At 70.3% G+C, this 17237-nt stretch carries 20 protein-coding genes; 15 read left to right on the top strand and 5 right to left on the bottom strand.

Annotated features, from left to right (window positions below; all coding sequences use genetic code 11):
- Positions 1 to 5: 5 nt before the first annotated feature.
- Together hemL and ACIBEJ_RS19395 are read left to right on the top strand one after the other, a co-directional pair.
- Positions 6 to 1295 carry a glutamate-1-semialdehyde 2,1-aminomutase gene (gene hemL, locus ACIBEJ_RS19400; protein ID WP_397184105.1) on the top strand — a complete coding sequence of 430 codons (1290 nt, stop codon included), beginning with the start codon at positions 6 to 8 and terminating at the stop codon, positions 1293 to 1295.
- Positions 1296 to 1792: 497 nt separating this feature from the next.
- Entirely contained in the window at positions 1793 to 2386 is a 594-nt protein-coding gene (locus ACIBEJ_RS19395) for a GNAT family N-acetyltransferase (protein WP_397184104.1), read from the top strand.
- On the opposite strand, the gene ACIBEJ_RS19390 is transcribed toward ACIBEJ_RS19395, so the two are convergent.
- Positions 2305 to 3201 (bottom strand): EamA family transporter, encoded by an 897-nt coding sequence (locus ACIBEJ_RS19390; protein WP_397184103.1) that lies wholly within the window; start codon positions 3199 to 3201, stop codon positions 2305 to 2307. The two genes, ACIBEJ_RS19395 and ACIBEJ_RS19390, sit on opposite strands and share 82 nt — an antisense overlap.
- 193 nt (positions 3202 to 3394) lie before the next feature.
- Here ACIBEJ_RS19390 and ACIBEJ_RS19385 point away from each other — a divergent pair, with 193 nt between their 5' ends.
- Complete coding sequence (locus ACIBEJ_RS19385) at positions 3395 to 4294, top strand: LysR family transcriptional regulator (RefSeq protein WP_397184102.1); 900 nt, start codon at positions 3395 to 3397, stop codon at positions 4292 to 4294.
- Here the strand turns inward: ACIBEJ_RS19385 and ACIBEJ_RS19380 are convergent.
- Positions 4287 to 5144 (bottom strand): EamA family transporter, encoded by an 858-nt coding sequence (locus ACIBEJ_RS19380; protein ID WP_397184101.1) that lies wholly within the window; start codon positions 5142 to 5144, stop codon positions 4287 to 4289. The genes ACIBEJ_RS19385 and ACIBEJ_RS19380 overlap by 8 nt on opposite strands.
- A 238-nt stretch (positions 5145 to 5382) precedes the next feature.
- Between ACIBEJ_RS19380 and ACIBEJ_RS19375 the strand changes: the two genes are divergently transcribed.
- The 5 genes from ACIBEJ_RS19375 to ccsA all read left to right on the top strand — a co-directional run bounded on the left by ACIBEJ_RS19375 (position 5383) and on the right by ccsA (position 9893).
- Complete coding sequence (locus ACIBEJ_RS19375) at positions 5383 to 6021, top strand: histidine phosphatase family protein (protein ID WP_397184100.1); 639 nt, start codon at positions 5383 to 5385, stop codon at positions 6019 to 6021.
- 79 nt (positions 6022 to 6100) lie between these two features.
- On the top strand, positions 6101 to 6667 hold the full coding sequence (locus tag ACIBEJ_RS19370; protein WP_397184099.1) for a TlpA family protein disulfide reductase: 567 nt from the start codon (positions 6101 to 6103) through the stop codon (positions 6665 to 6667).
- Positions 6660 to 7382, top strand: coding sequence for a cytochrome c biogenesis CcdA family protein (locus ACIBEJ_RS19365; protein WP_397184098.1), 723 nt, complete (start codon positions 6660 to 6662; stop codon positions 7380 to 7382). The genes ACIBEJ_RS19370 and ACIBEJ_RS19365 overlap by 8 nt, the downstream gene beginning before the upstream one ends.
- Positions 7382 to 8944, top strand: a complete 1563-nt coding sequence (locus ACIBEJ_RS19360) for a cytochrome c biogenesis protein ResB (protein ID WP_397184097.1) — start codon at positions 7382 to 7384, stop codon at positions 8942 to 8944. The genes ACIBEJ_RS19365 and ACIBEJ_RS19360 overlap by 1 nt, the downstream gene beginning before the upstream one ends.
- Positions 8934 to 9893: a cytochrome c biogenesis protein CcsA gene (gene ccsA, locus ACIBEJ_RS19355; RefSeq protein ID WP_397184096.1), complete on the top strand. Its 960-nt coding sequence runs from the start codon at positions 8934 to 8936 to the stop codon at positions 9891 to 9893. Before ACIBEJ_RS19360 ends, ccsA begins: the two co-directional genes overlap by 11 nt.
- 9 nt (positions 9894 to 9902) lie before the next feature.
- On the opposite strand, the gene ACIBEJ_RS19350 is transcribed toward ccsA, so the two are convergent.
- On the bottom strand, positions 9903 to 10223 hold the full coding sequence (locus ACIBEJ_RS19350; protein WP_397184095.1) for a PLDc N-terminal domain-containing protein: 321 nt from the start codon (positions 10221 to 10223) through the stop codon (positions 9903 to 9905).
- A gap of 559 nt (positions 10224 to 10782) precedes the next feature.
- Between ACIBEJ_RS19350 and ACIBEJ_RS19345 the strand changes: the two genes are divergently transcribed.
- Positions 10783 to 11517, top strand: a complete 735-nt coding sequence (locus ACIBEJ_RS19345) for a hypothetical protein (RefSeq protein WP_397184094.1) — start codon at positions 10783 to 10785, stop codon at positions 11515 to 11517.
- A 10-nt stretch (positions 11518 to 11527) separates the two neighbouring features.
- The gene (locus tag ACIBEJ_RS19340; protein ID WP_397184093.1) at positions 11528 to 11770 is read left to right on the top strand and encodes a hypothetical protein; all 243 of its coding nucleotides are present in this window, start codon (positions 11528 to 11530) and stop codon (positions 11768 to 11770) included.
- A gap of 253 nt (positions 11771 to 12023) precedes the next feature.
- On the opposite strand, the gene ACIBEJ_RS19335 is transcribed toward ACIBEJ_RS19340, so the two are convergent.
- The gene (locus tag ACIBEJ_RS19335) at positions 12024 to 12245 is read right to left on the bottom strand and encodes a BldC family transcriptional regulator (protein ID WP_157248821.1); all 222 of its coding nucleotides are present in this window, start codon (positions 12243 to 12245) and stop codon (positions 12024 to 12026) included.
- Positions 12246 to 12522: 277 nt separating this feature from the next.
- On the opposite strand from ACIBEJ_RS19335, the gene ACIBEJ_RS19330 reads away from it, so the two are divergent.
- A complete protein-coding gene (locus tag ACIBEJ_RS19330; protein WP_397184092.1) occupies positions 12523 to 12741 on the top strand; it encodes a DUF4229 domain-containing protein in 219 nt (72 codons plus the stop codon).
- On the opposite strand, the gene ACIBEJ_RS19325 is transcribed toward ACIBEJ_RS19330, so the two are convergent.
- Entirely contained in the window at positions 12738 to 13949 is a 1212-nt protein-coding gene (locus ACIBEJ_RS19325; protein ID WP_397184091.1) for a hypothetical protein, read from the bottom strand. The genes ACIBEJ_RS19330 and ACIBEJ_RS19325 overlap by 4 nt on opposite strands.
- A 109-nt stretch (positions 13950 to 14058) precedes the next feature.
- Here ACIBEJ_RS19325 and ACIBEJ_RS19320 point away from each other — a divergent pair, with 109 nt between their 5' ends.
- From ACIBEJ_RS19320 to ACIBEJ_RS19305, 4 genes are all read left to right on the top strand, one after another.
- On the top strand, positions 14059 to 14778 hold the full coding sequence (locus tag ACIBEJ_RS19320) for a demethylmenaquinone methyltransferase (RefSeq protein WP_397184090.1): 720 nt from the start codon (positions 14059 to 14061) through the stop codon (positions 14776 to 14778).
- Between the two features lie 141 nt (positions 14779 to 14919).
- Complete coding sequence (locus ACIBEJ_RS19315) at positions 14920 to 16170, top strand: geranylgeranyl reductase family protein (protein ID WP_397184089.1); 1251 nt, start codon at positions 14920 to 14922, stop codon at positions 16168 to 16170.
- A 76-nt stretch (positions 16171 to 16246) separates the two neighbouring features.
- Entirely contained in the window at positions 16247 to 16642 is a 396-nt protein-coding gene (locus tag ACIBEJ_RS19310; RefSeq protein ID WP_397184088.1) for an NADH-quinone oxidoreductase subunit A, read from the top strand.
- Between the two features lie 2 nt (positions 16643 to 16644).
- Positions 16645 to 17196 carry a NuoB/complex I 20 kDa subunit family protein gene (locus ACIBEJ_RS19305; protein ID WP_397184087.1) on the top strand — a complete coding sequence of 184 codons (552 nt, stop codon included), beginning with the start codon at positions 16645 to 16647 and terminating at the stop codon, positions 17194 to 17196.
- Positions 17197 to 17237 lie beyond the last annotated feature (41 nt).

Here is a 17237-nt window from a genome sequence, read left to right as displayed (position 1 = left end):
GAGGGGTGAGCCGCACTGACAAGTCCGAGAGCCTGTTCGCCCGCGCGAAGTCCATCGTGCCCGGAGGCGTGAACTCGCCCGTGCGCGCCTTCGGCGCCGTCGGCGGCACGCCGCGCTTCATGGCCGACGGCCAGGGCCCCTACATCACCGACGTCGACGGAAACCGCTACGTCGACCTGGTCTGCTCCTGGGGGCCGATGATCCTGGGCCACCGCCACCCCGCGGTCGTCGAGGCCGTCTCCACGGCGCTGTCCCACGGCATGTCGTACGGCACCGCCACCCAGGGCGAGGTCGAGCTGGCCGGGGAGCTCGTCTCCCGGATGGCCCCGGTCGAGAAGGTCAGGCTGGTCAGCTCCGGCACCGAGGCCACGATGAGCGCGGTGCGCCTGGCACGCGGCTTCACCGGCCGCTCCAAGGTGGTCAAGTTCGCCGGCTGCTACCACGGCCACGTGGACGCCCTGCTGGCATCCGCGGGCTCGGGCGTGGTGACGTTCGGGCTGCCCGACACCCCCGGCGTGACCGGGGCGTCGGCGGCCGACACGATCGTGCTGCCGTACAACTCGCGCGAGGCCGTCGAGGAGGCGTTCGCCGCGGGCGAGATCGCCTGTGTGATCACCGAGGCGTGCCCGGCCAACATGGGCGTGGTGCCGCCCGCGCCCGGCTTCAACGCGTTCCTGAAGGACATCTGCGCCCGCAACGGCGCCCTGCTGATCGTCGACGAGGTGCTCACGGGCTTCCGCGTCTCCCGCTCCGGCTGGTACGGCCTGGACCCGGTCGACGCCGACCTGATGACCTTCGGCAAGGTGATGGGCGGCGGCCTGCCCGCGGCTGCCTTCGGCGGCAGGGCCGACGTGATGGCCAACCTCGCGCCCGAGGGTCCCGTCTACCAGGCGGGCACGCTGTCGGGCAACCCGCTGGCCTGCGCGGCGGGCCTGGCCACGCTGCGCAACCTCGACGACGACGCCTACGCCCGCGTGGACGCCGCCGCCGCCACGGTCGCGCAGGCGGCCTCCGAGGCGCTGTCGGCCGAGGGCGTGCCCCACCGGTTGCAGGCGGCGGGCAGCCTCTTCTCGATCTTCTTCACCGACCGCGAGGTGACCGACTTCGACGCCGCCAGGACCCAGAACACGGCCGCCTTCACCGCCTTCTTCCACGCCATGCTCGACCAGGGCGTGTACCTGCCGCCGTCGGCGTACGAGGCGTGGTTCCTGTCGGCCGCGCACGACGACGAGGCCCTGAACCGCATCGGCGACGCCCTGCCCACTGCCGCCAAGGCCGCCGCCACCACCGCCTGACCCCACACCCCGTCCCGCGTTCGGCCGCCTATCCGGTACGGCCGCGCGACGTGGCTTGGGCAGCCTGACCCTCGCGACCGGGCGCCGGGCAGACCCGACCCGGGCTGGTCGCGCTGCGACCGCCCTGGGGTGTCGCGCGGGCTGTGCCGCGCGTCCCGGGCGTCTTGGCCCTAGCGGGCCGGACCGTTGCCGGGCGGGCCGACCCGGGCTGGTCGCGCTGTGACCGCCCTGGGGTGCCGAGCGGCGCGTCGGAGGTCGCGCGGGTTGGGCCCTGGTGGGTTCGATCGTTGCCCGGCGGGTCCCGGCGTGGGCGGGTCGTGCCGGGGAGCGGCTGAGTGGGCTGTGCCCGGTGGCTGGGTGGTGGTGTCGTGTTGCCGGGTGGCCTGACCCCTGTGGACCGGGCTGTTGCCGGGCGGGCCGGCGCGGGCTGGTCGTGGCGGTTGGGGTGGTGGATAACCGGAGGCGGGGGGTGGGGTGGGTCGGGTAGCGTCGGGGGTATGGCGATCACCTGGCGTCGGCTCACCGAGGACGACTTTCCGCTGGTGAAGCAGTGGCTGGAACGGCCCCACGTGGCCCGGTGGTGGAATCACGAGACCTCGGCCGAAGCCGTGGCCCGGGATTTCGGCCCGGCGGCCCGGGGGGAGGAGCCGTCGGAGGACCTTCTGGTGTTCCTGGACGGGAGGCCCCTGGGGTTGGTGCAGCGTTCCCGGTATGCCGACTATCCCGAGTACGCCGAGGAGCTGGCTCCCATTCTCGACGTGCCCCCGGGCGCGGTCAGCGTCGACTACCTGATCGGTGACGAGGAGCAGGTGGGCAAGGGGCTGGGCCCGGCGATGATCCGCGCGATCGTCGAGTCGACCTGGGCCGACCCGGAGGCGAGCTGCGTGATCGTTCCGGTGTCCAAGGCGAACAGGGCCTCGTGGCGGGCGCTGGAGAAGGCGGGCCTGCGCCGCGTGGCGGAGGGCGAGCTGGAGCCGGACAACCCGGTCGACGACCGGGACCACGTCATCTACCGGCTCGACCGCCCCACGGGCTCCGGTGCGGGCGAGGGTGACGGAGCAAGCGCGGATCGGGGCCGCGTACCGGCGTAAAGGACGCCACACACGATGAGTACGGCCGCGCCCGCCTTCACCCACGTGATGGGCTCGCCCACGAACAGCGCCGCGGAGGACATCCCGAACACCGGGATGAGCAGCGTGTAGGGCGCGACGACGGAGGCGTCGTAGCGGTGCAGCAGCCAGCCCCAGACGCCGAACCCGCCGAGCGTGGAGATGAACGCCACGTAGCCGAGCGCCAGCCAGCCCTCAAGCGGCGCGCTCAGCACGGGCACGCCCTCGACCGCGAACGACAGCAGGAACAGCGGCGGCGCCGACAGCGCGCTCACCCACACCATGAACCGCAGCGAGTCGGGCGGCGCGGCCTTGCGCTGCATGATCGTCCCGGCGCTCCACGAGGCGGCGGCGGCCACGCACAGCGCGAAGGCGCCGAACGGGCCGGAGGCGCCGAAGTCGACGGCGACGATGACGAGGCCGCCGAGCGCGAGGGTCAGCCCGGTGATCCGGCGGCCGGTGAGCCGTTCGCCCAGCAGGGTGACCGCGAAGACGACGGTGAAGAGCGACTGGGCCTGCAGCACCAGTGAAGCCAGGCCGGGCGGCATCCCGGCCCGCATGCCGATCAGAAGGAAGCCGAACTGACCCACTCCAACCGCCGCCGCGACACCCGCGACCCATCGCCACGGTACGCCTGGCCGTCCCACGAGCAAGAGCGCGGGAAAGGCGGCCAGAGCGAACCGGAGCGCCGAGTACAGCAGGGGCGGGAAGTGGCGCAGGCCCACTTCCAGGACGACGAAGTTGAAGCCCCACACGGCCGCGAGGCCGACGGCGAGGGCCAGATGGCGCGGCCTCACTTAGAGGCGGACTTCAAGGCGCGGTTGCGCTGCTCACGAGCCTGCTCGGCGAGCTTCTTGAGGTAGGAGGTCTCGGTCTTCGGAGCCTTGTTGTTTCTCATGCATATATTTTCTCGCGCTACACAATCAACCACAAGCGAGACTTTCTACGCTAAACCCTTTAGAGTGGCTTACGAGAGGAGGCTCACACTCGATGCTTGATCTGAATCGCCTCAAGGCGCTGCACGCCGTGCACGTGTACGGCTCGGTGGGCGCCGCCGCCGACGCCCTCATGGTCACGCCGTCCGCGGTGTCGCAGCAGATAGCCAAGCTGGAGCGGGAGACCGGCTCGCGGCTCATGGAGCGCAGCGGGCGCGGCGTGCGGCTCACCGACGCCGCGGGACTGCTCGCCGAGCACGCCGAGCGCATCCTGGCCCTGGTCGAGACCGCGGAGGCCGACTTCGAGGCGTTGCGCGGCGCGGTGGTCGGCAAGCTGCACGTGGGCTCCTTCCCCACGGCCGCCCGCGGCCTGATGCCGCCCGCGCTGGGCGCGCTCCGCGATCGCCACCCCGACCTGCAGATCCAGCTCAACGAGCGGGAGCCGGAGCGCGTGGTGCGTGAGGTCGCCAGGGGCGAGCTCGACCTGGGCGTCGTTCAGGACTGGCTCAACCGGCCCATGGCGATCCCCGACGGGCTGTCCAAGGCGATCCTCCTGGACGACATCGCCGACGTGATCCTGCCCGCCGACCACCCGCTGGCCGGCCGTAAGGAGATCGAGCTGGCCGAGCTGAGCGGCGAGCGGTGGGTCAGCTCCTCACCCGGCACCATCTGCCACGACTGGCTGGTCTACACGCTGCGCAGCGCCGAGCTCGAACCGGAGATCGTCTCGATGGCCGACGAGTACCCGACGCAGATGGCGCTGGTCGCCGGCGGGCTCGGCTGCGCGATCGTGCCCAGGCTGGGCCGCGACTGCATGCCGTCGCGGGTGCGCGCGATCCCCACCCTGCCCCGGCAGACCCGCCGCATCTACGCCATCTGGCGCACCGACGCCGCCCGCCGTCCCGCCATCAGGGCGATGGTCGAGGCGCTGAAGGAGGCGGGCGCGCTCAACTGAGCGCGATCGTCACCACGCCGCCGAGGATCACCCCGGCGGCCAGGAGCCTGCGGTTGAGGTCGCCCTCGGCCAGCAGCTTGCCGCCGAGCAGGACCGCGATCAGCACGCTGATCTCCCGCGTCGGCGCCACCACGCTCACCGGCGCCACCGTGAAGGCGAACAGCACCAGCAGGTAGGACAGCGGGACGAGCACGGCCGCCCCCAGCACGTGCCACCGGTGCGCGCGCCAGACCCCCCCGATCTGCCGCCGCCGCGCGCCCATCAGCATCGCCGGCGTCAGCGCCAGCGCCCGTCCGGCCTCGCCCAGGTAGTTCAGCACCAGCGGCGCCACCGCGAACGCGCCCACCACCTGCGCATCCCACACCGTGTACGCGGCGATGAACACCCCGGTCCCCAGCCCGAACCCCAGCCCGCGGGCATCGGACCGGCCACCGCCGCTCATCATGAACACCCCGATCCCGACCAGCGCGATCCCCGCGATCCCCGCCAAGCCGGGCCGCTCGCCCAGGAACAGCACCGCCACCAGGCTGGCCAGCATCGGCCCGGTGCCCCGAGCCACCGGATACACCGTCGAAAGATCCCCGTAGCGGTATCCACGCTGCAACAGCACGAAGTACCCGAGGTGCAACGAGGTGCTGACGCAGACCAGCGCCACGTCGAGCCACCGCACCGGCGTGCCCGTGACGAGCAGGAACCCGGCGAACACCGGCCCCCACATGACGGTCGAGGCGACCGCGACCAGCCAGACGAAGATCAGGCCGTCGGCCTGGGAGGCCTTCTTGCTGAGGAGGTTCCAGGTGGCGTGGGCCACGGCGGCGACGAGGACGAGAGCGAGGGCCCAGGCGGTCAAGCGGTGAGCTCCTTTCCGGGTGTACGGATAAGGAGCCTCCAGGCTTTTGTCCCGTCAGCTGTACGGCCAAGGCCGCGGCGCCGCTCGGACCTGTCTCCCGGCCCTGGTTGTGTGTCATCAGGACGGACCGGAACGCGGAACCCTAGGCGCAGTCAAGGCGACTTTACCCTCGGTGCCCTTTTCGGACGAGGCCGAGTCGGCTATAAGCGCCATCGAAACGGATAGGCTGTGCCACACCATGGCTGAAACCACCGTCGTTCACCTGTTGCGCCACGGTGAGGTGCACAACCCCCACGGCATCCTCTACGGCCGGCTGCCCGGCTACCACCTGTCCGAGACAGGTCAGCAGATGGCCGAGATGGTCGCGAAGGCCGTGGCCGGCCGCGACATCGTGGCCCTGTACTCCTCCCCGCTGGAACGTGCCCGCGAGACCGCCGCGCCGCTGGCCACCGCGCTGGGCCTGACCGTGGCGCCCGACGAACGGCTGGTGGAGGCGGGCAACCTGCTGGAGGGCAGGACGGTGGGCGCCGGCCTCGGAATCCTGCGCAGCCCGCGTAACTACCGCTACTTCTACAACCCGTGGAAGCCGTCGTGGGGCGAGCCGTACCTGGAGATCGTGGCGCGGATGCGGGCGGTCGTCGAGGAGGCGCGGACCGCCGCGCGCGGGCACGAGGTGGTGCTGGTCAGCCATCAGCTCCCGATCTGGGCGATCCGGCTGGCGGCCGAGGGGCGCCGGTTGTGGCACGACCCTCGGCGGCGGCAGTGCGCGCTGGCCAGCCTCACGAGCCTGACCTTCGACCGGGACCGGCTCGTCAGCGTCGGCTACAGCGAGCCCGCCGGGTCGCTGGCGAAAGGTCCGCGTCTGCCGGGAGCCTGAGCCCTGGTGTTCAGGGCGTGCGACCTCGCCGGTAGAGTTGCAAGCTCTACCGGTTGTAGTACAAGGAGATCATCCTCCCGTGCGCGCGACGTCCGTCTCCCTCGCCCTGCTGACTGTCCTGGTCGCGGGCTGCGCGGGCAACCAGAGCGGCCAGCCGCAGGCCGGTGACACCCGCTTCATCGCCGGCGACGGGAAGATGCAGGTCTTCGCCGCCGCCGAGCGCAAGCCCGCCCCCGCCGTCGAAGGGCCGACGCTCGACGGCGGCACCGCCTCGCTGGCCGCCCACAAGGGCAAGGTCGTGGTGATCAACTTCTGGGCGTCCTGGTGCGGGCCCTGCCGGGCCGAGGCGCCGGTGCTCAAGGACGTCGCCGCCAAGACCAAGGCGAGCGGCGTGGAGTTCCTCGGCATCGACTTCAAGGACCGCAAGGCCGACGCGATCGCGTTCGAGCGCACCGAGCAGTCCGGTTACCCGAGCATCTTCGACCAGCCGGGGAAGGTGGCGCTGTCCTTCCAGGGCACGGTGCCGCCCGCGGCCATCCCGTCCACGCTGATCATCGACCGGCAGGGCAGGATCGCGGCCAGGGCGCTGGGCGCGGTGAAGTACACCGACCTGATGAACACGGTCACCAAGGTCCGCGATGAATGAGGTCGTGGCCTCGGGGTCGCTGCTGCTGGCCGTGCCGATCGCGGTGCTCGCCGGGATCGTGTCGTTCCTGTCGCCGTGCGTGCTGCCGCTGGTGCCCGGTTACCTGTCGTACGTGACGGGGATGAGCGCCGACCCCAAGCGTGGGCGGCTGGTGCTGGGCACCGTGCTGTTCGTGGCCGGGTTCGCGGTGGTGTTCGTGCTGAGCGGGGCGCTGTTCGGCGGCCTCGGCTCGCTGATGCTGGGCAACGCCCAGACGATCACGCGGGTGCTCGGCGTGCTGACGATCGTGCTCGGTCTCGCCTTCCTCGGCGTGGTGCCGGGCTTCATGCGTGACGTGCGCATCCACCGCCGGCCGGCCGCGGGGCTGGCGGGCGCGCCGCTGCTCGGCGTGGTGTTCGGGCTCGGCTGGACGCCGTGCATCGGCCCGACGCTGGCCGTCGTGCTCGCGCTCGGGCTGAACGAGGGCAGCGCCGCGCGCGGCGCCACCCTGGCCGTCTTCTACGCGCTGGGGCTCGGGCTGCCGTTCGTGGGGGCGGCGCTGGCGTACAGCAGGGCTTTGCGGACGTTCCAGGCGATCCGCAAGCACTCCCAGCTCATCACCCGCATCGGCGGAGGCATGATGGTCGCCGTCGGAGTCCTTCTCGTCACCGGGTTGTGGGGACAGATGATCGCGAGCCTGCAGGGGCTCATCGGCGGATTCCAGCCGGTGATCTGATGGCGGTCCAGGAGATGGAGAAGCAGGCGCCCAAGCCGCCGGGGTTCGGCCCCGTGGCGTGGCTGCGCTGGTCGTGGCGCACGCTCACCTCGATGAAGACCGCGCTGCTCCTGCTGTTCCTGTTCGCGCTGGGCTCGATCCCCGGCTCGCTGATCCCGCAGCGCGGCGTCGAGCCGGACAAGGTCGCGCAGATCTACCTCAACGACCCGGTCCGCGCCGAGTGGTACGAGCGCTTCCAGCTCTTCGACGTCTTCAACTCGGTCTGGTTCGCCGCGATCTACCTGCTGCTGTTCACCTCGCTGATCGGCTGCATCGTGCCGCGTACCGCCACCTACTTCAAGGAGCTGCGGCGCAAGCCGCCCGCCGCGCCGCGCCACCTGTCGCGCCTGCCCCACCACACGGTCCTCGACGAGGGGCTGACCGCGGAGGAGGCCGCGCGCAGGCTGCGCAAGCTGCGCTTCCGCGTCGAGACCGGCGACGGCTGGGTCTCGGCGGAGAAGGGCTTCCTGCGCGAGACCGGCAACCTGCTCTTCCACGTCTCCCTGCTCGGCCTGCTGGTCGCCGTCGGCATCGGCGCGCTGTTCGGCTACCGAGGCAACGTGCTGGTCGTGGAGGACGAGGGCTTCGCCAACACCGTCGCCGCCTACGACCGCTTCATGCCGGGCAGCCAGGTCTCCGCCGAGTCACTGGAGCCGTTCTCGTTCACGCTCGACGAGTTCAAGGCCGCCTACCAGGTCGGCGGCGACCCGTCGAAGGTCGGCCAGCCGCTCGACTTCTCCGCCCACCTCAAGGTCAACGACGCGCCGGGCGCCCCGGAGCGCGACTACGAGCTGAAGGTCAACGAGCCGCTGGAGATCAACGGCACCCAGACCTACCTCATCGGCAACGGCTACGCCCCCTACTTCCGCGTCACCGACGGCAAGGGCCAGGTCGCCTTCGAGGGCGCGGTACCGTGCCTGATCGAGTTCCCCGCCACCCGGGTCTCCGGCTGCGTGCTCAAGGCGCCCGACGCCCAGCCCGGCCAGCTCGGCTTCCTCCTGCGCTTCCTGCCGACCATCGCCCCCGCCCAGGCGGGCGGCTTCACCTCCAGCTTCCCCGGCGACCTCATGCCGAGGGTGCAGGTCCTCGGCGCCTTCACGGGCGACTTCGGGGTCCGCTCGGGACAACCCCAGTCGGTGTACGAGCTGGCGCCCCCCGAGATCATGAAGAAGCTCAAGCCGGTGGTCATGGGCTCCAAGGCGCCACAACCGCTGGCCCCCGGCCAGTCGTTCGACCTGCCCGACGGGCTCGGCAAGCTGGAGTTCGTCGAGGTCAAGGAGTGGATGACGCTTCAGATCGCCTACGATCCGGGCCGGGTGCCCGCCCTGCTCGCCGCCGGGCTGGCCACCGTGTCCATCGTGCTCTCGCTGATGATCCGCCGCCGCCGCGTGTTCGTCCGGGTCAAGGACGGCACCGCCGAGGTGGGCGGCCTCACCCGCACCGAGGGCTCCGCCGCGGGCTTCGCCGAGGAGTTCGCCGACATCGTCAAGGTCCTATCAGCTGGAGACAAGGATGTCCGCTGAAGTACTGGCCGAGGCGAGCGATCAGCTCGTCGTCGGCGCCGTGCTCCTCTACCTCGCCGCCATGATCGGCTTCGCCCTGGAGCTGGCCTACGGCAGGGCCCGTACCGACGCACCCGCCAAGGGCCGCGTCAGGCAGCCCGTGACCGTCGGCGCTCCGGAGGACGAGTCCCCCGACCAGGCCCCCGGTCCGGTGGATGTTCCCGCCGAGCCTGAACCGCCCGCCTGGGCGGGCACCGCGGGCAAGGTGGGCCTGGCCCTGGCCTGGATCGGCTGGGTGGCCAACGCCGCCGCCATCGTCACCCGCGGGCTGGCGGTGGAGCGCTGGCCCTGGGGCAACATGTACGAGTTCGTGGTCGCCATCTGTCTGGCCGCCGTGGCCGCGTTCCTCATCACGCAGCTCCGCGCGAACGTGCGCTTCCTCGGCCCGTTCGTCATGGTCGTGGCGGTGCTCGGGCTCGGCGCCGCGGTGAAGTTCCTCTACACCGCCGCCGGTCCCGTGGTGCCCGCGCTCAACTCCTACTGGATCGCCATCCACGTCTCCGCCGCGATCGTGGCCAGCGGCCTGTTCATCGTGGCCGGCGCGGCCGGCGTCCTCTACCTCATCCGCGGTGACGGCCTCTCGCGCCTGCCCACCCGCGCCGACCTGGAGCGGGTCGCGCACCGCGCGATCGTGCTGGCCTTCCCGCTGTGGACCTTCGCCGTCATCGCCGGCGCGCTGTGGGCCGACAAGGCGTGGGGACGCTACTGGGGCTGGGACCCCAAGGAGGTCTGGTCGTTCATCACGTGGGTGGCCTACGCCGCCTACCTGCACGCCAGGGTCACGGCCGGCTGGCGCGGCAGGGCCGCCACGATCGTGCAACTGGTCGCGTTCGCGTGCCTGATGTTCAACCTGGTCGGCGTCAACATCTTCCTCGGCGGCATGCACAGCTACGCCGACGTCGGCAACTGACCCGGCAGGTCACTCCTCCCCGCGCATCCGCTTGTCGAGGTCGCGCAGGAAGTCAGGGTCGTCCTCGGGTCCCTTGGGCGGGTCCTGACGTGGCGGCGCGGGCCGCTTCGGCATGCGCAGGGGCCCGCCGCCGTCGCCGCCTGAGGCACCGCGGATCGGCCGGCCCAGCAGGAACCACAGGAGCCCGCCCACCACGGGGACGAGGATGATGACGAGCACCCAGAGGGCCTTTGGCACGTTCCGCACCTCGTCCTCCGGCGTCGTGATGACGTCGAACAGGGAGTAGAGCCAGAAAGCCAGCACCGCCAGGGTGAACAGGACACCTGCCATGCCCGAACTGTAAGCCATCCGCGGCGTGATCGTGCTTGCTTGCTGTCCCATTTCGGGTGACTCGGGAAGATCGGCCGCGTACCGTGGAACGGGATCAGGCGGGGCGGTGGGGTTTCGCCTGATGGGCAGGGTGTCTAGGGGTGAGATGGCCTTCTCCAGCGACAAGGGCCGGCATCGACGTGGACGTTGGTGGCGGCGCGGGTCCTACCTCTTCTCGCGCCGCGGTGACGCGCCGCCGGAGGCGGACCGCTCGTTCTGGTCCAGTGACGCGCCTGCCGAGGGCTTCAGGGAGGCCGAGCGGCGGCGTGCGGAGCGGCCGGGTAGGGCGCCCGGGGCGGACGGGCCTACCCCGCGCGATCAGGCGGACCGGAGCGCGTGGCCGTTCAGGAGGCGCGAGCGCCGCGGGCGCGCGCAGGACGCGGAGCGGACAGGACGCTCCGACCGGACGCGCGGCTCCGAGGAGGCCGGCGGCGCGGACGGAGCACGCGGGTCCGAGGGGGCGCGCGGTTCTGAGCAAGGCCGCGGTCCTGGGCGGGGTCCTGAGCGCGGTCCTGAGCGGGTGGACGAGCCGGGCTGGCGGCGTGAGCGGCTGCCCGCCGCCGTCGTGGAGCGGCCGCAGTACACCTGGCACGACTTCGAGCTCACCGACCTGCCGCCGCGCGCGCAGCCGAACCGGCCGGACGCGCCCGTCCAGGCCGACGGCTTACGGCACTGCGGCGAGCTGGAAGCCGTCCTGCACCGCCAGTGGGACGCCCGTCTCGGTCCGCCCTCGCCGGAGGCCGTGCGCGCCGTGGAGAGCCTCGCCAGGCTCCCGGAACGGCTGAAGCGCAAGCTGGCCATCGGCCTCGAAGGCATCTACGTCGGCGCCGGCGGCGTCCCCGACCTCGACGACATGGGCTACCTGCGCGGCGCCCCGCTGCCCTCCGGCAAGGCATCCTGGGACATCTGCGCCGGCGCGTACGGCGACCGCAAGATCGTCGTCGGCGACCGGCCCTCGCCCACCCCCGACGTGATGATGCACGAGGTCGGCCACGCCCTCGACGACATCGACTCCCCGCATGGCGATTGGGTCTCCGACTTGCCCGAGTTCGTGGCACTCTACGAGAAGGCCGCTCCCATGCTGGCCTCCGCCTTCCACCGGCAGGGTGGCGGACTCGGCCGCAAGGAGTTCTTCGCGGACGCCTTCGCCGCGATCGCCTCGCGCCAGCGTCCGGCGCTGGTCGACATGCTGAGCGGTGACACGCGGATGGCCCTCGACGTCATGTTGTTCTTCAACCGGCGCTACGGAATCTAGGTGATGAGCGATGTACGTCATCCGGCTCGCTGACGGGACCCTGCGCGTGCCGCAGAGCCTGACCAGTGAAGACGGGCGTCTCATCGGCAACGCGTACGTGGAACTGGAGCCCGGGGATCCCGACTACGAGCGGTGGCTGCCGGAGTCCTGCACCGAAGAGGAGGCGGCCGAGCGGCGGGCGCGCTGGCTGGCGGAGAACGACGATCTGGAACGGGAGTTCCTGGCCTTCAAGGCGCGGCAGGAGGATGGCTGACACCGGGGGACAACCCTGACCGGAGGGGGGTGTTGGTCACCGCGACGGCCTGAGGGGTGGAGGCCGGATCGTGGTTCGGGTCGTCCGGGCAATGTGCGTAGAAGGCGTGGGCACGCGTGCCGGGGTTCAGCGCGGGGTGGGGCGCTGGTCTCGGTCCATGGCCGTGGGGGCCGGGCCGTACCGGCGAGGAGAGCGTGCCTGTGGGATCCGTGGCGGTGATCCTGCGGCGCAGGATCACCGACCTGACGGAACGTCAGACGCGCGGGGACTCACCTGCCGGCCGTTCGGCCGTAAGAACGTCCTCGCCTCGAAGAAGGGCGTGCACTTCCGACTCGCGGAAGCGCCGGTGCCCTCCGGGGGTGCGGATACTGCTGATGCGGCCTGCCGCAGCCCAGCGCGTAACCGTCTTTGGGTCTACCCGGAAGAGGGCGGCAACCTCTCCTGGGGTCAGCAGACGCTCGCTGCTACTCTCCACCAATCTCTCCCCCTCGCATCCCGCTTCCTGCCAGCGGGCGGACAGGTAACCAGTGTGTCGAGCGAAGCCTGATTTATCCGTGGTTTTCTACAAAGATCACGGGTTGTTATCGGCTGACTGCCCGATTGTTATATGATAGAGCCTCTTTGGGGCTCTCGTGGGTGTTTCTTTACGAAACACCCTGACTGGGAACAGTAGCAGTGCTCGCGCCCGATGCGAAGAGCGGCGGCCGGTGCGGCCCGCAGGGGCACGACCAGGGGCGAGTAACCTCTGACCTGTGCATCCCGTTCTCGTTTACACCGCGTCGCGCATCGGCTTGTTCATCGTGACCCTCGGTGTCCTGTACTTGCTCGGACTGCAAAATCCGCTGGTGCTGATCCTGGTGGCTTTCCTGATCAGCGGTGTGGCCAGCTACGTCCTGCTGTCCAAGCAGCGTGACGCCATGAGCGCCCGCATCAACGACAAGATCAACCGGCCTAAGCCGCAGGACGACTAGGGCAGAGGGAACATGCCAATCCGGGCATGGTACTCCCGTCCGAGTCGTGTTGTGTCACTACCAACGAGTAGTCCGCGGCTGTGTGCCAGAAATGCCTTGACGCCGATACCGCGTTCGCGTCCCGGATTCCATGCCAGCGTCTTTCCCGTGCGCGGGTCGAGGGCGGCGATGCCCTCCCTGGGCACGGCTCCCGGACCCGCCGAGTCGCGCCCGCGCGGGTTGCTCATCCAGCGCTGGTGCCCGCCCACGTAGACGGCCGCGCCGGTCGCCGCCGCCGAGTAGAGCGAGTCGCCGCCGGTGTGGTTCACCCAGGTGGGCCTGACGCGCTGGCTGCTGGTGTAGGTCTCGAACCTGGCCGCGCTGTCGCACAGCCGCCGCGGGTCGCCGTTGCCGCCGGTCGTGACGACCACGAAGTAGTCGCCGCCGGGCGACAGGTCGAGGCCGCGGACGTAGCTGGGGAAGACGTCCTGGCAGGCGGGCTCGTACGCGGCAGTGCGCCAGTTGGCCACCCGGGGCTCCGGCGTGGAGATGTCGATCACCCCGAGCTGCGGCCTCGGCTCGCCGTCGAGCGCGGTGAAGCTGCCGTCGACCACGAGCCGGTCGGCGCTCGCGGCCAGCGCGTGCACCTTGACCTTCGGGGTGCGCGGCAGGCCGGGCTCGATGGTGAACCTCGGGTCGGCCGCGCCGGTCGTGGCGTCGAGCCTGGCCAGCGCGGTCCTCGGCGCGGTGAAGTCGCCGCCGGCGTAGAGATGGGCGCCGCGCCTGGCCAGCGTGGTGACGGTGCCGCCGGACACGCGCGGGGCGAAGCCGCGTACCACCGAGCCGTCGGACAGGCTCAGGCGGGCCAGGGCGCGCGCCCGCGTGCGGTTGACGGACGGGAAGTCGCCGCCGGCGTAGACGGTGCCGCCCGCGCCGGCCGCCAGCGCGTGGACGGGGCCGGCGACGACCGGGGCGAAGTCCGGCAGGACGGCGCCGGTGGCCAGGTCGAAGGCGAAGAGGTTGCTCCGGGGGTAGGTTCTCGTGCGTCTCGCGTCGGCTACCTCGCTGAACGAGCCGCCCACCACCACCGTGCCGCCCACCAGGGCGATGGAGTTGACGATGCCGTCGAGGACGTGGGGGGTGGTGTCGGCCGGGTTGGCGGACACCACGCGGGTGTGCGTGACAGGGGCCATCGCGATGGCCGCTGCAAGGGTGACACGCGCGAACATGCGCCAAGTAGTAGCAGACGGTGCGTTATGGAGTGGCTACTTTCCGTTCATTGTCGGGATAGAGCACACGCGATGAGGGGCTTACGGGCGGGGGCAATAGGCTTGCCGCATGACCCGCGCTCAGTTGGACAAGCAGCCGCACGAGGTCGCCGCGATGTTCGATCGCACGGCCCGGCGCTATGACCTCGTCAACGATGTGATCTCGTTCGGCCAGGTGCGCCAGTGGCGCAAGGCGGTCGCGGCGGCCGTCGACGCGGGGCCCGGAGAGGTCGTCCTGGACCTGGGCGCGGGGACGGGCACCTCCACCGACAGCTTCACCACGCTGGGCGCGCGGGCCATCGCCTCCGACTTCTCGCTCGGCATGCTGCAGACCGGCGTGCGCCGCCACGGCGGCAACGCGCTCAGCGGCCCCGGCATCCCGTTCGTCGCCGGTGACGCGATGCGGCTGCCGTTCGCCGACGACAGCTTCGACGCGGTGACGATCTCGGTGGCGCTGCGCAACGTGCACGACACCCCGGTGGCGCTGCGCGAGATGCTGCGCGTCACCAAGCCGGGCGGGCGGCTGGTGGTCATGGAGTTCTCGCACGTGACGGTCAAGTCCTTCGACCTGTTCTACCGCGAGTACCTGATGAGGATGCTGCCCAAGGTGGCCAAGGTCTTCGGCTCCAACGACGACTCCTACGAATATCTGGCCGAGTCGATCAGAGACTGGCCCGACCAGCCGTCGCTGGCCAGGATCATCCAGGAGGCGGGCTGGGAGCGCGTCGCCTGGCGCAACTTGAGCCTCGGCATCGTCGCCATGCACCGTGGTTACAAGCCGGCCTCATGAACGAGGCCCCCGGCTGCCACTTTGCCCCGTAAAAGCGTTAGACTGCGGGCCGACAAGTTTGTGAAGGGGTTCACAAAGGAACGAAGGCGCCTTACCCCACGGCCTTCGAGCGTGTAGGACAGGACAGGACAGGACAGTCCAGTGACCGTGCCAGCAGCCACAGTTGACGCCGACGTCATCGTCGTCGGAGCCGGTCCCGCGGGTTCCGCGACCGCGTACTACCTGGCCAGGTCGGGGCTGGATGTGCTCCTCCTGGAGAAGACGCGATTTCCCAGGGAGAAGGTCTGCGGCGACGGCCTGACCCCGCGCGCGGTCAAGCAGCTCCAGAACATGGGCGTCGACATCGACGGGCCCGGCTGGATCAGGAACAAGGGCCTGCGGGTCGTCGGCGGCGGGCTCCGCTTCGAGCTCGACTGGCCGCAGCTCGACAGCTTCCCCGACTTCAGCCTCGTCCGCACCCGCCAGGACTTCGACCAGATCATGGCCGCCCACGCGGTCAAGGCCGGGGTGCGGCTCATGGAGGGCGTCAACGTCACCGGCCCCGTCCTCGACGGGCGCAGCGGGCACGTGAGCGGAGTCACCACCAAGGACGGCTCGACCTATCGCAGCCGCCTCGTGGTCGCCGCCGACGGCAACAGCACCCGCATGGCGCTCGGGATGGGGCTGCACAAGCGCGAGGACCGCCCGATGGGCGTGGCCGTACGCACCTATTTCCAGAGCCCGCGCCACGACGACGACTACCTCGAGACGTGGCTCGAACTGTGGGACGAGGACACGCTCCTGCCCGGCTACGGGTGGATCTTCCCCGTCGGCGACGGCACCAGCAACGTCGGGCTCGGCCTGCTCAACACCAGCGACGCCTTCGGCAAGATCGACTACCGCGAGCTCCTCAAGCGGTGGTGCAGGAACATGCCGGCCGAGTGGGCCTTCACCGAGGAGAACATGACCGGGCCGATCCGCGGCGCGGCCCTGCCGATGGCCTTCAACAGGCAGCCCCACTACACCCGCGGCCTCGTGCTCGTCGGAGACTCCGGCGGCGCCATCAACCCGTTCAACGGCGAGGGCATCGCCTACGCCATGGAGACGGGCGAGATCGCCGCCGAGGTGATCGCGAAGGCGCTCCGCGGCACCACCCCCGCCCAGCAGGAACGTATCCTGCGCACCTACCCGCAGGTCCTCAAGGACGCGTATGGCGGATATTTCACCTTGGGCAGATTGTTCGTCGAGGCGATCGGGAAGCCCGGTGTGATGAGCTTCGGTACGAGGCACGGCCTGCCTCACCCGAGGCTGATGCGCTTCGCGCTCAAACTCCTTGGTAATCTCACCGACCGGCGAGGCGATGCGTCAGACAGGATCATCAACGCACTCTCGAAGGTCGCCCCACCAGCATGAACCGCAGACCCACCCGGCAAACTTATAGGTCAGACTGCGCGCCCGCGCGCGTGGCGACAGAAGAGGAGGCGTAGCGATGGACCTTTATGTGCCCATCCTGGTGCTCGCCATTCTCGCGGGAGGCTTCGCGATCTTCTCGGTCGCCATCGCTCCCTTCACCGGTCCCAAGCGCTGGAACCGCGCCAAGCTTGACGCCTACGAATGCGGCATCGAGCCGACGCCCCAGCCTGTCGGTGGCGGACGCTTCCCGCTGAAATACATGATCACCGCGATGCTGTTCATCGTGTTCGACATCGAGATCATCTTCCTTTACCCGTGGGCGGTCTCCTTCGCCCCGCTGAAGGGCGCCGACGGCCAGGTGATCGCCTCCGGCCTCGGCGTGTTCGCGCTGGTCGAAATGGTGCTGTTCATCGTCACCGTGCTCGTCGCCTATGCGTACGTGTGGCGCCGCAAGGGTCTGGACTGGGACTGATTATGGGACTTGAAGAGAAACTCCCCAGCGGGTTCATCCTCACCACGGTCGAGCAGGCCGCAGGCTGGGCGCGCAAGAACTCCGTGTGGCCGGCCACCTTCGGCCTCGCATGTTGCGCCATCGAGCTGATGGCCACCGGTGGCCCCCACTTCGACCTGGCGCGCTTCGGCATGGAGCGCGCTTCGGCGTCTCCCCGCCAGGCCGACCTGATGATCGTCGCCGGCCGCGTCTCGCAGAAGATGGCGCCGGTCGTGCGCCAGATCTACGACCAGATGGCCGAGCCCAAGTGGGTCATCTCCATGGGCGTGTGCGCCTCTAGCGGCGGCATGTTCAACAACTACGCCATCGTGCAGGGCGTGGACCACATCATCCCGGTCGACGTCTACCTGCCCGGCTGCCCGCCGCGGCCCGAGATGCTGATCGACTCGATCGTGAAGCTGCACGACAAGATCCAGAACATGAAGTTCGGCGCGCACCGCAAGAAGCAGATCGACGAGCTCGAACTGCAGGCCCTGCGCCATCTTCCGCTGATCGACCAGGGGGCGGGGAAGTGAGCGACAACCTTCCCGAGGTACCGGAGACGCCGATCGCCCGC

The sequence above is a fragment of the Nonomuraea sp. NPDC050790 genome, from assembly GCF_044456745.1.
Classification (GTDB): domain Bacteria; phylum Actinomycetota; class Actinomycetes; order Streptosporangiales; family Streptosporangiaceae; genus Nonomuraea.
This window is presented reverse-complemented; position numbering and strand designations above follow the sequence as displayed.

Excerpts from the sequence above, each read along its gene's own strand:
- ACIBEJ_RS19395 (WP_397184104.1), top strand. The coding sequence starts at position 1,793 with ATGGCGATCACCTGGCGTCGGCTCACCGAGGACGACTTTCCGCTGGTG.
- ACIBEJ_RS19360 (WP_397184097.1), top strand. The coding sequence starts at position 7,382 with ATGGCGGTCCAGGAGATGGAGAAGCAGGCGCCCAAGCCGCCGGGGTTC.
- ACIBEJ_RS19385 (WP_397184102.1), top strand. The coding sequence starts at position 3,395 with ATGCTTGATCTGAATCGCCTCAAGGCGCTGCACGCCGTGCACGTGTAC.
- ACIBEJ_RS19310 (WP_397184088.1), top strand. The coding sequence starts at position 16,247 with ATGGACCTTTATGTGCCCATCCTGGTGCTCGCCATTCTCGCGGGAGGC.
- ACIBEJ_RS19375 (WP_397184100.1), top strand. The coding sequence starts at position 5,383 with ATGGCTGAAACCACCGTCGTTCACCTGTTGCGCCACGGTGAGGTGCAC.
- ccsA (WP_397184096.1), top strand. The coding sequence starts at position 8,934 with ATGTCCGCTGAAGTACTGGCCGAGGCGAGCGATCAGCTCGTCGTCGGC.
- ACIBEJ_RS19340 (WP_397184093.1), top strand. The coding sequence starts at position 11,528 with ATGTACGTCATCCGGCTCGCTGACGGGACCCTGCGCGTGCCGCAGAGC.
- ACIBEJ_RS19305 (WP_397184087.1), top strand. The coding sequence starts at position 16,645 with ATGGGACTTGAAGAGAAACTCCCCAGCGGGTTCATCCTCACCACGGTC.
- ACIBEJ_RS19350 (WP_397184095.1), bottom strand. The coding sequence starts at position 10,223 with ATGGCAGGTGTCCTGTTCACCCTGGCGGTGCTGGCTTTCTGGCTCTAC.
- ACIBEJ_RS19325 (WP_397184091.1), bottom strand. The coding sequence starts at position 13,949 with ATGTTCGCGCGTGTCACCCTTGCAGCGGCCATCGCGATGGCCCCTGTC.
- ACIBEJ_RS19320 (WP_397184090.1), top strand. The coding sequence starts at position 14,059 with ATGACCCGCGCTCAGTTGGACAAGCAGCCGCACGAGGTCGCCGCGATG.
- ACIBEJ_RS19365 (WP_397184098.1), top strand. The coding sequence starts at position 6,660 with ATGAATGAGGTCGTGGCCTCGGGGTCGCTGCTGCTGGCCGTGCCGATC.